Annotated in this window: 10 protein-coding genes; all 10 read right to left on the bottom strand. The window is 72.3% G+C overall.

The features are described 5' to 3' along the window. Position 1: 1 nt before the first annotated feature. The gene (locus tag AC2XR2_RS34495) at positions 2 to 85 is read right to left on the bottom strand and encodes a putative leader peptide (protein WP_349817346.1); all 84 of its coding nucleotides are present in this window, start codon (positions 83 to 85) and stop codon (positions 2 to 4) included. A 127-nt stretch (positions 86 to 212) separates the two neighbouring features. Then, complete coding sequence (locus tag AC2XR2_RS34500; protein WP_449353364.1) at positions 213 to 785, bottom strand: GNAT family N-acetyltransferase; 573 nt, start codon at positions 783 to 785, stop codon at positions 213 to 215. Positions 786 to 802: 17 nt separating this feature from the next. Beyond that, positions 803 to 2,098: a hypothetical protein gene (locus AC2XR2_RS34505; RefSeq protein WP_491517168.1), complete on the bottom strand. Its 1,296-nt coding sequence runs from the start codon at positions 2,096 to 2,098 to the stop codon at positions 803 to 805. Between the two features lie 154 nt (positions 2,099 to 2,252). Beyond that, complete coding sequence (locus tag AC2XR2_RS34510; RefSeq protein WP_491517169.1) at positions 2,253 to 3,560, bottom strand: GAF domain-containing protein; 1,308 nt, start codon at positions 3,558 to 3,560, stop codon at positions 2,253 to 2,255. Positions 3,561 to 3,871: 311 nt separating this feature from the next. Beyond that, entirely contained in the window at positions 3,872 to 5,506 is a 1,635-nt protein-coding gene (locus AC2XR2_RS34515; RefSeq protein WP_491517170.1) for an acyl-CoA dehydrogenase family protein, read from the bottom strand. A gap of 691 nt (positions 5,507 to 6,197) precedes the next feature. Continuing rightward, positions 6,198 to 7,181 carry a 2,3-diaminopropionate biosynthesis protein SbnA gene (gene sbnA / locus AC2XR2_RS34520; RefSeq protein ID WP_449349800.1) on the bottom strand — a complete coding sequence of 328 codons (984 nt, stop codon included), beginning with the start codon at positions 7,179 to 7,181 and terminating at the stop codon, positions 6,198 to 6,200. Positions 7,182 to 7,212: 31 nt separating this feature from the next. Continuing rightward, positions 7,213 to 8,244, bottom strand: coding sequence for a 2,3-diaminopropionate biosynthesis protein SbnB (gene sbnB / locus AC2XR2_RS34525; protein ID WP_491517171.1), 1,032 nt, complete (start codon positions 8,242 to 8,244; stop codon positions 7,213 to 7,215). Continuing rightward, positions 8,241 to 9,227, bottom strand: coding sequence for a TauD/TfdA family dioxygenase (locus tag AC2XR2_RS34530; protein WP_491517172.1), 987 nt, complete (start codon positions 9,225 to 9,227; stop codon positions 8,241 to 8,243). Before AC2XR2_RS34530 ends, sbnB begins: the two co-directional genes overlap by 4 nt. 12 nt (positions 9,228 to 9,239) lie before the next feature. After that, positions 9,240 to 11,315 carry a non-ribosomal peptide synthetase gene (locus AC2XR2_RS34535; RefSeq protein ID WP_381300035.1) on the bottom strand — a complete coding sequence of 692 codons (2,076 nt, stop codon included), beginning with the start codon at positions 11,313 to 11,315 and terminating at the stop codon, positions 9,240 to 9,242. Positions 11,316 to 11,361: 46 nt separating this feature from the next. Beyond that, positions 11,362 to 13,827, bottom strand: coding sequence for a Pls/PosA family non-ribosomal peptide synthetase (locus AC2XR2_RS34540; RefSeq protein WP_491518553.1), 2,466 nt, complete (start codon positions 13,825 to 13,827; stop codon positions 11,362 to 11,364). Positions 13,828 to 13,857: the final 30 nt, after the last annotated feature.

Raw genomic sequence — 13,857 nt, forward strand, 5'->3', positions numbered from 1 at the left:
GTCAGCGCACCGGACAGATGGCGCTGGACATGCGGCCGAGGTCGACGTGCCGCCGACTCACCAAGGCAATTCCAGTTCCAGACATGACGGAAGCGTGTCACGGCGATCTGGACACAGTCCAGCTTTATCCGCCATGTGGACACCCTTGTCTCGTCAGGCGAGACGAGGGTGTCGTTGGTCACAAAGATCGCGGGACCTCTTGTTCCCGCAGGTCAGGCCGGGTACGCCCCAGGCCAGGGGCCCGGTGCGGGTACCTCCGCCTCCTCCTCGACCTTGGTGTCGAAGAGCTTGAAGCCACGGCGCTGGTAGTTGTCCATCGCGTGCTCGCCGTCCTTGCTGCACGTGTGCAGCCACACCCGCTTGGTGTCCGTCAGCCCTGGCCAGCGGTCCGCGAGGTCCCAGGCGCGGGCGGTGCCGTACGAGAGGAGGTGGCCGCCGATCCGTCGGCCGCGGAAGGACGGGATCAGGCCGAAGTAGACGATCTCCACCACACCGTCGTCCTGCGGCTCCAGCTCGACGTATCCGGCGGGGGTGCCCCGGTCGTAGGCCACCCAGGTCTCCACGCCCGGCCGCTCCAGATGCTCCCGCCACCGGGCGTACGTCCAGGAGAGCCGGTCGGTCCAGCGGATGTCCCCGCCCACGGAGGCGTACAGATAGCGGCTGAACTCGGGGGAGGGGATCTCGGCGCGACGGACGCGGACGTCGCCGTCCGGGACGGCGGCCGGGAGGAGGTCGGTCGGGGCGGTCTGTTCCAGGGACCAGGTGGTCACGGGGATGTTCGGCATGGAGGCCAGGGAACCATCTACCCCAGAGATCTGTCGATCGAGGCCAGCGGCAGCGCGAACAGCACCCGGCCCGACTGCGACCACACCTCGCCCGTCTGTTCCCAGTACGACAGCGACTCCGACTCCCCGCTCCAGCAGGCGCGGGACTCGTCCGTGCCGCAGCGGGTCGCCTTGGCGGTGCCGGACGTGGTCTGGCGCCACAGGGTGCCGTGATCGCCCTCGCTGTCGGCCGCCCGGCTCAGGTACCACCGCGAGTCGTACGACAGGACGGGGCCGGACCCGGACGCCTTGGTGACGTAGGCGTCGTGCACGCGCGCGTAGCCCTCGGTGTCGGTGGCCAGCAGCCCGGCGCGGTCGGCGGCGCCGCTGAAGTCGTAGCGCCACAGCCGTGTGCCCCGGTCGTCGCCCGAGGACACCCACTCGCTCGCCACCAGGGAGTCCGGGGAGGTGCTGCGGTCCAGGGACAGATAGTCGGGACGGGCGGCGCCCGCGTCGCCGGTCAGGCGGTAGGAGCCGACCGCGGGCAGCACCCACGGGGCGCCGTGCGCCGACCAGCCGCCGCGGACCTTGCCGACCGCGGCGCTGTCGACGCTGGCCCGCTGGACGCGGTTCATGTCGTACACGTACAGCGCGTCGCCGTCCTCGCCGCTCGCGGTGACCAGCAGTTTGTTCTGGTACCAGACCATGCCGGAGACCTGCGAGACCAGGCCGCGGAAGTCGCGTCCGCCGTCGACCGGGACGGCCAGCAGGGCCCAGGAGTAGGTGGGGCGGTCCAGGTCGTCGGCGCCGACGAAGGCGACCCGGGCGAGGCCCCCGTCGTGCGCCGCGGTGCCGGTACGGCTCCACGCGGAGAGGATCACGCGGTGGGTGCCCCACACACCGTCGTCGTCGGCGTCCCCCGAGGTGGTGACCGCCCCGGCCCGCCAGGACCGGGTGTCGGCCGCGTCCCAGCAGTACGCGGCGGTGGCCGTCGGCGCCACGGGCAGCGCCCTGCGCTCACCGGCCGTGCAGTCGATCGCGTCGCGCAGGCTCCGGTCGGCGGAGGCGAGGACCGCGGAGACCCCGACGGGACGTCCCATCGCGGCCGACAGCCGGTCGAGCGTGCGCTCGGGGACCAGGGATTCCTTCAGTCGCAGCGGGGCGGTCTCGGCGGCGGAGTCGAGGGGCTTCAGCTCCCCGGGATTGGCGGCCACGGTGGCCTGGGACGCACTGATCATGGTGGCGGCCGCGGTCAGCGCGAGAGCGGTCCCGGCCAGGAAGGCGCGCAGCGCTTGGCCACGCTTCCGCCTGCGGTGTCTGCCACGATGCTTCATACCGTCCTCCCGAGGCGGGCCAACTGCGCCTGATGATCCGTACGTTGACCGAGGAGCAGGTGGGGTGGCCCGTAGAGGCACACTACGGCAGTCAGGCACCGCTGGGGACGAAGACCCTGCAATTATGCGGAAGATCCGCCCAGATCGAGGGTTTTCACTCGGTCTCGGTGACTGCGCGGGCCCCGAGCACGGCCGGGGCCGTCGAGTGCGGCAGCAGGTCGCCGGGATTGTCCGGAAGCAGCACTTCCACCTCGGCGTCCTCGCAGAAACGATACGGCCGATGTTCCAGGAACGCCCCGAGATACCGCCGTACCCGGGACATCTCCGCACGCACCGTCACCGTACGGCCCGGATCGCCGAACACGTCCCCGGCCAGGCCCGCCGCACTGCGGCCGGAGCGGTGCAGGGCCAGCAGGTACAGCAACTCGGCGTGCCGGGGGCTCAGTTCATGACTCCAGGTGCCCGCGCCGCCCCACACCGTCACCGTCCAGCGGCGCGGGTGCGCCAGGTCGAGGACGATCCGGGTGACCCCGGGCGGCTCCGGCTGGTCGGCGGCGCGGATCAACCAGCCGCCCGCCAGCGGCTCCAGTGTGCACAGACCGAGCGCGGGCAGCCACCGGCGGCCCGGCGAGGGCGACTTGGGCAGCGCGATCCGGTTCGCGTACGGCATTCCCGTGACCGCCGCCGTCCAGCCGTCCGCGTCCACCACCAGGGCCCTGCCGGTGAGCCGGGCGAGCACCGGCGAGGCCACCGCCCGCAGTTGCTCCAGCGAGGTCAGATGCAGCTCGCGCAGCCGGGACTCGGCGAGCTTGGCCACCGAGTCGACCCAGGCCAGCGTGGCCGGATGCATGGTGTCCAGCGGCCCGCTCACGTCGACCACACCGATCAGCCGGCCGTCCCGCGGATCCTTGATGGGGGCGCCGGTACAGGTCCAGGAGGTCTGCGAGCGCACGAAGTGCTCGGAGGCGAACACCTGCACGGGCCGGCGCACCACCACCGGGGTGCCGATGCCGTTCGTGCCGACGACGTGCTCCCGCCAGTCGGCGCCCAGTTCGAAGCCGGTGCCGTCGGCCTTGCGCAGCACCGGGGAGCTGCCCTCCCGCCACAGCACCCGGCCGTCCTCGTCGGCGACGACCATGATGTGGTGGGCGACGTCCGCGACCGCCAGCAGTCCGTCCCTGAGCACCGGCAGGACGTGCCGGAGCCGGGTGGCCTCCCGGCGCCGCTGCACCTCCTCCGGGGGCAGCAGCCCCGACCGGAAGTCGTGGTCCGGGTCGACACCGCCGCGCAGCATGCGGCTCCAGGACTCCTTGATCACGGGACGCGGGGCGACGGGGGCACGCCGGCCGGACAGGGTGGCGGAGCGGATGTCGTTCAGCATCCGGGCCGCGCGTGCCGTGTCCACGGTGGCTAGGTGGGTCACGTGTGTCGGCGCCACAGGTCCTCCCGCTCTCCGGTCCATTGACTGTCCGTCTCATAGTGCCGGTCGGGCGCGAGCGAGGCACACAGTCCGTCCACAGACGCCAGGAAGTTGCAACCCCTTGCAACCCTGGTGGTGTGCGCGGGTTTGTTTGAAACTTGGGCGAACGTCGTCTCGCAGCGGCGTTCTCCGGCCTCTGAGGGCCATGTGCCGGGGGTGGTGCCGTGTCGGCGCAGCACCACCCCCGTCTCCGACGGTTGGGCGGGGCGCCTACGGGGGGTGCCGCGTTGGGTGCGTTTGCGGCTGCGGGCCGGTGGGGGCTTGTCGCGCAGTTCCCCGCGCCCCTGGATCGGTCAGGCCTGCGGCCTTGACCGATCCACCACCTTCGCCAGGTCGAGAGTCGTGGGCAGTGTGCCGAAGGCCGCTCCTGCGTCTCTTCCCAGGCGCGAGGCGCAGAAGGCGTCGGCCACCTCCGGTGGGGCGTACCGGACGAGCAAGGAACCCTGGAGGACCAGGGCGAGGCGTTCGGTGAGGTGTCTTGCGCGGCCCTCGACGGCCTCCAGGTCGGCCAGTTCCGTGAAGAGGCTCTTGGTGGCCGCGTCCAGGCGGTGGTCGGCGCCCCGGGTGCGGCCGATCTCCAGGAGATAGGCGTTCAGGGCCTGGGGTTCCCGCTGGAGGACCCGCACCACGTCGAGGGCCTGGATGTTGCCGGCGCCCTCCCAGACCGAGTTGAGGGGGGACTCCCGGACCAGGCGGGGCAGGCCCGACTCCTCGACGTAGCCGTTGCCGCCCAGGCACTCCGCGGCCTCCGTGACGAGGGGCGTGCAGCGCTTGGTGATCCAGTACTTGGCCGCCGGCACCGCGATCCTGAGCAGGGCCCGCTCCTGCTCGTCGCCGTTGTCGTGGGCGGCCGCCAGACGCAGCGCGAGGGTGGTCGCGGCCTCGGACTCCAGGGCCAGGTCGGCCAGGACGTTGCGCATCAGGGGCTTGTCGACGAGCTTGCCGCCGAAGGCCTCCCGGTGCGTGCAGTGGTGGATCGCCTGGGCCACCGCCTGGCGCATCAGGCCCGCCGAGCCGAGGGCGCAGTCCAGCCGGGTCGCCGCGACCATCTCGATGATGGTGCGCACCCCGCGGCCCTCGTCGCCCACCCGGCGGGCCCAGGTCCGGTCGAACTCGACCTCGGCGGAGGCGTTGGAGCGGTTGCCGAGCTTGTCCTTCAGGCGCTGGAGCAGGAACGGGTTGCGGGTGCCGTCCTCCAGGACCCGGGGGACGAGGAAGCAGGTGAGTCCGCCCGGGGCCTGGGCGAGGACCAGGAAGCCGTCCGACATGGGGGCCGAGCAGAACCACTTGTGGCCGGTGAGTTCGTAGGTCTCGCCGTCGGGGAGGGGGCGCGCGGTGGTCGCGTTGGCCCGGACGTCGCTGCCGCCCTGCTTCTCCGTCATGCCCATTCCGAACAGGGCCCCCGCCTTGAGGTGGGCGGGGCGCAGTGCACGGTCGTAGACCATGGACGTGAGCCGGGGTTCCCACTCGGCGGCCAGGTCCGGGTCGGTGCGCAGGGCGGGTACCGCCGCGTGGGTCATCGACAGGGGGCAGCAGTTGCCCGCGTCGACCTGCGTCCACAGCAGGAAGGCCGCCGCGCGCCGTACGTGTCCGCCGGGGCGGGCCCAGGCGGCGGTCAGGCCCGCGGAGACGCCCTTGCCGAGCACGCGGTGCCAGGCCGGATGGAACTCGACCTCGTCGATACGGTGGCCGTGACGGTCGTGGGTGCGCAGTCGGGGCGGGTTCTCGTTGGCGTGGGCCCCCCACTCCTGCACCTGCGCGGAGCCGCAGGCCCGGCCGAGCGCCGACAGCTCGCCGTGGACCTCGTCGAGCAGGGCCGGGTCCAGGTGCCGTTCTACGGCCTCCTTCAGGGCGCAGTCGGCGCCGTAGACGTCGTAGCCGATCAGGGGTGGGGGCTGGTTGGTCACGGTGTGCGTGGTGCCTGCCATGCCTGCGAAAGTACCCCGGGGTACCGGGCAGGTCACCTGACGGACACGGCGCAGGTCGCGGCGGGGGTGCGAAAGCGCCGGGGCACGGCCGGGCGCGGCTGCCTGCGGCCGGCCGCGCGTGGCGTGGGGGTGATCGCGTCGAGCACACCGGCTGCGGAACCGGGCCCTCCGCCGTCTGCGCTGCCGGGCGTCGGCTGCGGAACCGGTGCCCGCCGCCTGGATTGCTGGGTACCGGCTGGGGACCTTGGCCGCCCGCCGCTTGCGCTGCCGGGCGTCGGCTGCGGAACCGGGGCCCGTCACCTGGATTGCTGGGTACCGGCTGGAGACCCTGGCCCTCGCAGCCTGCGCTGCTGGGTACCGGCTGGGGACCCTGGCCCTCGTCGCCTGCGCTGCCGGGCCCCGGCTGGGGACCCCGGCTGCCCGCCGCCTGCGCTGCCGGGCGCCCGCTGCGGAATCCCGGCCCGCCACCTGGACTGCTGGGCCCCGGCCCTCGCCACCCCCACTGCCGAGCGCACCGGCTGGAACCCCGGCCCCCGCCGCCTGCGCTCCCGGCCCCCCGACGGAACCCCGGCGCCCCGCACCGCCGGGCCCCGCCCGCAGCCCCCGGTGTGGGCACCCCCACGCCGGAACCCGCGGGGTGACCCGGCCGGTGCGGTTCGCCGGGTGGGGCGCTTTCGCCTCCCCCTCCGCCTCAGGACAGGTGGGCCATCGCCTCCGCCGGTTCGTGGAGGGGGTCCGGTTCGGGGGCGCCGTGGGGCCAGCCCGCGCGGTACACCGTGTCGAGGTAGCGCTCGCCGAGGTCCGGGGCGATCGCGACCGCGGTGAGGCCGCGCCGGCCGTGCGCGGACAGCCACTGGTGGGCGCCGCTGACGACCGTGCCGGTGGAGCCGCCGAACAGGAAACCCCGCGCGGCCAGCCGGCGGCAGGCCTGGAGGGTGTCCGGCTCCTCGACGAGGACCACGTCGTCGATGTACGACTTGTCGAGCAGCTGCGGCGGCACGCTCGTGCCGAGCCCCGGGATGAGACGCACTCCGGGCGGCCCGCCGAAGGTGACCGAGCCGACGCTGTCGACGGCGACGATCCGCACCGGCCGCCGCCACTGCCAGAACCAGCGGGCGCAGCCCATCAGGGTCCCCGTGGTGCCGGCCCCCACGAACAGCACGTCCAGGTCCGGGAAGCGCCGCGCGATCTCCGGCGCCGTGGTCCGGTAGTGCGAGCGCCAGTTGCCCTGGTTGCTGTACTGGTTGAGCCACACGTACCGCTCGTCCGAGGCGCACAGCGCCCGCACGTACGCGAGCCGGGCGCCCAGGTACCCGTCGTGCAGATTCGGCTCCCTGACCACGTGCACCCGGGTGCCGAGCGACTCCATCAGCCGGATCGTCGGCAGGTTGCACCGCGAGTCGGTCACGCACAGGAACCGGTAGCCCCGGCTCGCGGCGATCATGCTCAGGGCCACCCCCAGGTTCCCCGACGACGACTCGACCAGGATCGACCCCGGCCGCAGGGTGCCGTCGCGCTCGGCGGCGTCCACCATCTCGCGGGCCGCCTTCAGCTTGATCGACCCGGCGAAGTTGAAGCCCTCGCACTTCAGGTACAGCGGAAGCTCCAGCGCCGCCCGCAGGTCGACGTAGAGGTCTGACTCGTTGAACTCCGAAGGATCGGATATGACGGGCATGACGCCCCCCTCCTCATGCGCCACTGATCGTTCAGCCGTACCGGCGCAGCTCGTTGAAGAACCCGTCGACGACGTGCAGTTCGCCGCGCCGGGCCAGTTCGTCGTGGACGTACCGGCCGACGGCGAGGTCGAGCACCCCCAGTCCGAAGGGGGAGAACACCACCGTCCGGTCCGTCGGGACGGTCACCCGTCCGGTCAGCACGTCGTCGAGCGTGCCGTCGATGAAGTCCCTGCTCCCCGTGAGCTGTTCGGCCAGGTGCGGGGAGGTCTCGGCCTTGAGGCAGTGCTCCACGTCGTCGACGAAGTTGGCGGACGCGAGCAGGATCTCCGGGTCGAGATCGCGCAGGGACACATGCAGGACCAATGGGTGATGGCCGAACCACGACGGATCGTGGACGTGCGGCTTCCCGGCGACCGTGGCGAAGACCACCAGGTCGCTGGAGCGGATCAGGGATTCGGCCGAGTCGTGCACGACCGCCCTCCCCGGCGCACCCGACCGCTCCAGATAGCCGCGGAACCCGGCGGCGCTCTCGACGGACAGGTCGTGCACGCCCGTCTCCTCGAACTCCCAGCCGGTGGCGGTGAGATGGGTGTGGATGTAGCGGGCGATCAGCCCGGTGCCGATGAACCCGACCCGGCTCGGACGGACCCGGCCCGCGCTGAGCTTCCCGGCCGCCAGCGCCGCCGACGACGCGGTGCGCGTGGCACTGATGATCGAGCTCTCCAGACAGGCGAACGGGTAACCGGTGTCCGGGTCGTTGAGGATCAGCACCGCGGAGGCCCGCGGCAGCCCGGACGAGATGTTCTCCGGGAAGCTGGAGACCCACTTCAGGCCGTCCACCCTGAGCGGTCCGCCCAGCGAGGCGGGCAGCGCGATGATCCGGGACGACGGGCGGTCCGGGAACCGCAGGAAGTACGACGGCGGGTTCACCGAGTCACCGGCGCCGTGCAGCCGGTACACCGCCTCGACGAGGTCCGCGATCTCCGGTTCCCGTCCGGTGAGGGCCTGTTGGACCTGGGCGCCGGTGACGAGCGCGAAGGAGGGAGCGTCCATGGTGCTCATACCCCGCTCACCTCGCCGTCGGCGCGCAGCACCGGGTCGCCGAGCGCGGCCAGCACCTCGCGCGGCCCCTCGAAGGGCTCACGGCTGTGCGCCGTACGGATGTTGTCGACGAGCAGGAGGTCGCCGTCCTGCCAGGGCTCGCGCACGGTGTGGGCGTCGTACACCTCGTTGATCGTCCGCACGACGTCCGCGTCGATCGGATCGCCGTTCCCGAAGCGGGTGTTGAAGGGCAGTCCGTCCGCGCCGTACATGTCCACCAGGTACTCGTGCACTTCGGGCTCCATGGTCCACTCGTTGAGGAACGCGATCTGGTTGAACCAGCAGGGCAGCCCGGAGTCGGGGTGCCGGAGCACCGCCCCGCGCCGCTGCCGGGTGTGCAGGGAGCCGTCGCCCTGCCAGGCGAACTCGATGGCGTGCCGGCGGCAGTAGCGCTCGACGGCGGCGCGGTCGTCCGTGCCGAACGCCTCCTCGACGGACGCGCCGATGTCGTCGTGGTACGCCCGGGTGAGCAGCCAGCCCTCCCGCTCGAAGCGCGAGACCAGCTCGCGGGGCAGGTCCCGCAGCACCGCCGAGGCGTCGGCGAGCGCGGTCGCGCCCCCGGCGCCGGGCGCCTCCAGGCAGGCGAACAGCAGCAGGCCGGGGAACTCCAGGCCGTAGCTGACCTCGTGGTGCATGCACATCTGCTGGTTCGGCGGCCACTTGGTCGACGAGTACACGCCCTCCGCGTAGCGGCGCCGGGGCGCGAAGGGCTCGCGGTCGGGCATGAGGCCGTCGGCCAGCCGCCGGAAGACCGCCTCGGCGCTCCCGGGATCGGCCAGCCCGAGGCCGCGGACCAGGACACAGCCGTGCTCGAGAACCAGGGCCCGCAGCGGGTCACGGTGCTCGGCCGCCCAACTCGCCGCGTCAGCAGCGGACTTGGCGTGCAGGACCGGCGGGGTGCCCGGGGCCAGATCCAGGTAGGGAAGCAGACTCGTGGAGGACATCTCGGGTTCCTTTCAGCCGCGCCGGTCGAGCAGGCCCGCCAGGTCCGCGAGGACCGGATGGCGGACGACGTCCTTGAGGGTGATCGCCCGGTCCAGGGCGATCGCGAGACGCACGGCGGACAGCGAGCTGCCACCGCGGTCGAAGAAGTGGTCGAGCCGGCCGATCCGTTCGACGGGCACACCGAGCACCTCGGCCCAGGCCCGCGCCAGTCGCCGCTCCCCGGCCGTCACGGGTTCGCCCGCCCCCGCGGCGTCGAGGTCCTCGGCGAGCGCGGTGAGCGTACGGCGGTCGGTCTTGCCGTTGGCGGTCAGCGGCAGCCGCTCCCGCCAGTGCACGACCGCGGGCACCATGTACGGCGGCAGCGACGCGGCCAGCCGCTCCCGTACCGTGTCCGCGCCGACCGGCTCGGGCCCCGTGCAGAACGCGGCGAGCTGGGCCCCCCGGACCACCACGACGGCCCCGTCGCGCACCCCGTCCACCCGCAGCAGCGCGTTCTCGATCTCGCCGATCTCCACGCGGAACCCGCGGATCTTGACCTGGGTGTCCCGGCGGCCGAGGAACTCCAGCCGGCCGTCCGGCCGCCAGCGCCCCACGTCACCGCTGCGGTAGAGCCGTTCACCGGGCCGGTACGGGTCCGCCATGAAGGCGGCCGCGGTCCGCTCGGGGTCGTTGACGTACCCGCGCCCCACGCACACCCCGGAGAAGACGATCTCGCCGGGCGCCCCGAACGGCACGGGCACCAGGTCCTCGTCGACGACGTACACCCGCACGTTGCGCACCGGCCGCCCGAGCGGAACCCGGTCGCCGTCCGGCACCCGGTCCATGACCTCGTGGTTGGTGTCGTCCGACGTCTCGGTCAGGCCGTAGGCGTTGGCCAGCCGGATCCCGGGAGCGACCGCGAACCAGCGCTGCACCAGCTCCCGCTTCACCGCCTCGCCGGTCACCGACACACAGCGCAGGCCGGTCAGTTCACGCGGCCGCTGCCCCAACTCGGCGAGCACGGCCTCCAGATACGACGGCACGACCTGGAGCACGTTGACCCCGCCCCGCACCACCGTGTCCACGAACCGCGGCACGTCGAGGATCGTCTCCTGGTCGACGATCAGGGTCCGCCCGCCGACGACCGGCCCGGCGAGCAGCTGCCACAGCGAGATGTCGAAGCACTGCGGTGCGGTCTGCGCGACCACGTCGTCCTCGCCGATCCCCAGGTCCTCGACCTTGGCGAGCACATGGTTGAGGAACCCGGCGTGCTCGCACATCGCGCCCTTGGGCTCACCGGTGGAGCCCGACGTGAAGTAGATGTACGCCAGTTGACCCGCGGCGACCGTGATGCCGAGAGCGCCGTCCGGGTGCCCCTCGGCGTACACGTCCGCCACGAACAGCGTGTCGGCCGACGTGCCGGACAGTGAGCCGGTGCTGCCCCGCTCGGTGACGACGAGCCCGCAGCCGGCCCGGGACAGCGTCCTCGCGACCCGCTCGGCCGGGAAGTGCGGCTCGACGGGCAGATACACCCCGCCCGCCTTGAGCACGCCCAGCACGGCGGCCATCCAGTCGAGGTTCCGTTCCATGACGACGGCGACGACGTCCTCGGCCTCCAGACCCCGGCTCAGCAGCGCCCGGCCGATCCGGTTCGCCCGGGAGTCGAGCTCGGCGTACGTCCACCGCCGCTCGCCCTGGACGGCGGCCACGGCGTCCGGGTGCTTCTCGACCCGCTCCTCGAACAGCTCGTGCACCCGCCGGTCCGGCAGTTCACGGACCGGACCCGCCAACTCCTCCAGCTGGAAGCGGAGTTCCTCCTCGGACAGCAGGCTGGTGCGGTCCGGGTGGGCGAGTGCGGTGAGGTGGTAGCCGGCGATGCGGGCGGCGGCGCCGGTGTCGAGGGCGCCGGTGCGGTGGCGCAGCCGCAGGGTGCCGTCGGTGACGGTGACGCTCACCTCGTCGCCGGGTTCGGCCGAGAGGGCGGCCAGCACCCTGGTGTGCGCCGCCGACAGCGCGGCGGGATCGGTCGGTGTGCCCTCGGGCAGCGGGACCGCGTACTCGGTGACGTCCGGTATCGGACCGGGCGTCGGGTGCGGAACTGTTTCCATGACTTTCTTCCCCCTGTTGTTCCTCGTGCAGGCAGTGCGGGGCGGTTCAGGCGCGGCGCAGCGCGACCGCCGGATTCCCGCCCCAGTGCGCTCCCGACGGCATCTCCTCGCCCTTCATCAGGAAGGAGTCGGGACCGAGCACGGCGCCGTCGCCCATCTGGACGCCGTAGTGGACCAGCGCGCCCGCCCCGAGGGTGCAGCCGTCGCCGATGACGATGTGGTCGGACTTGAAGGTGCCGTCCTCCTGGGAGTGGGCCTGCACCTTGGAGTGGGCGCCGAGGGTGCAGTCGTCGCCGATGGCGGTCAGCGTCCGCTCGGTGATGGCGACACCGTCGTCGAAGACCCGGTGGCCGATCCGTACGCCCATGAGCCGCCAGACGACGTTCTTGAAGGGCGTGCCGTTGAACACCTTGAGCTGCCCGTCGGGCACCTTCCACAGACGCTCGTGCCACCAGAAGTAGGGCTCGTAGATGGAGCACAACTGCGGCCGCAGCGGCCGGAACCGGGTGATCAGCCGCTCCACCAGCACGTAGTAGCCCACGGTGAGCGCGAGACCGGCCATCAGGTAGCCGCCGATCAGTAGACCGCCGAAGGCGCCCTGGCCGCCGTAGAGATCGACGACCGCGAAGCCGAGGAGCGTCAGCACGAACCAGTGCAGCCACCGGACGAACAGGAACAGGGCCATCGAGCGGGCGTTGAAGCGGTTCTTGGCGCTCAGCCGGCGGCGCAGCTCGTCGCCCTCGCGGAGGTGGTCGAAGCGGGTGTCGCGCTCCACCGTGCGCGGGATCTCGAAGGGCGGCGAGCCCAGCAGGCCCACCCCTTCCCGGAGTTCGCCGTCCAGCGGGACCAGTACCTTCGTGGCGAGCAGGCAGTTGTCCCCGGTGCGGCCGCCGACCGGGTAGGCGATGTGGTTGCCGAGGAAGTTGTGCCCGCCGATCGTGACCCGGGAGACGCGGAACGACGTGCTGGAGTACTCGGCGTTGAGGATCGACAGCCCGTCCGCGACCATCGTGCCGCTGCCGACGGTGGCCAGGTACGGCGTCTCGTGCGACACCTCGGTACCGAAGTTCGAGCCGGTCTGCTCGACCTGCGAGAGGTCGTAACCGATGGACCGCAGGTAGGGGACGATGTACGAGCTGTCCCCGCACAGCCACTTGAAGAACTTGAGGTTGGTCATCCGGGCGATCGCCCGCTGCACCGAGTAGTGGAAGCCGTACAGCGGATAGATCCGGTCGGCCTTGAGGGTCAGGTTCAGCAGCCGCGGCAGCACGCTCACGGTGACGAGGCCCACGACGACGGAACCCGTGAACAGAGCGAGGGACAGGACGAGCGCCTGGGCGTAGAACGCGGCCGAGGCCAGTTCCTTCGCGTCCGGCTCCAGCAGCGGGTCCAGGGCCGGGACCAGGTCCATCACCAGGAACGTGCCGCCGATGCCGAGCGGGACGTACACCAGCAGCGTCTGGAGCAGTGCCACGAGGCCGTAGCCGGCCCGGCGGGCGGTGGTGCAGCGGGTCGCCGGGACGCGGATGTGGTCGACGTCGGTGGGGCGGGCCGGGGAGCCGTGCCGGCGCTCGCCGGCGGGGATCGCGGCGCCGTCGTACAGCGCGGAGGAGTGGCCGAGCTGGCCGCCGTCGCCGATCGAGGTGCCGATGTCGAGGACCGTCTTCTCGCCCACGAAGACGTCCCGGCCGAGGGTGACGGGGCCGGTGCGGATCCGGCCCGCGTGCGCCCGGTAGCCGAGGAACAGGGAGTCCTTGCGGATCACGGTGCCCGCGCCCACGGTCAGCAGGTCGGTGGCGACCGGCACCGAGTGGGACAGGATCGTCACGCCCGGGCCGATACGGGCGCCGAGGGCCCGCAGGTACAGGACGTACAGCGGGTTGCCCGCGAACAGGACCATCGGGTTGGCGTGCAGCAGCGCCTTGACCAGCCAGAAGCGGACGTAGGCGAGGCTCCACACCGGGAACTCCGTCTCCTTCCACCGGCCGACCAGCACCCACTTCGCCACCACGGGCAGGGTGCACAGGGCGAGGAACAGGGCGCCGCCGAAGACCAGCGAGCGCAGATAGACGGAGAGCAGGCCGTCGCCGGCGGATATCCAGGAGTACCCCGCGGCCATGGCCAGACCGGCCCCGAAGCAGTATGCGGCGAAGACGAGGAACTGCAGCACCCCGCACAGCACATAGCGGGCGGTGTTCCCGGGCGGCGGGGGCGGCTCGGCCGGTCGTGCGGGGGCCGGTGCGGTGGCCGGGACCTCGGCGAGGGCCGCCGCCAGAGAGCGGATCGTCGGGTGGCCGTAGACGTCCCGCATCGACACCGACGGCAGGTCGTCGCGCTTCCGTACCCGGGCGCAGAACTGTGCCATGACCAGGGAGTTGGCCCCCAGGTCGTCGAAGAAGTGGCTGTCGAGGGGGACTTGATCCGCTTTCACGACCCCGGCCAGCACCTCGGCGAGGACCTGCGCGGTGCCGTGCACCTCAGCGGTGCCGTGCACCCGCGCGGTGCCGTTCACCGGGGCGACTGTCGTGATCTCGCCGGGATT

It is taken from the genome of Streptomyces sp. LS-MS-L19 (genome assembly GCF_058382285.1).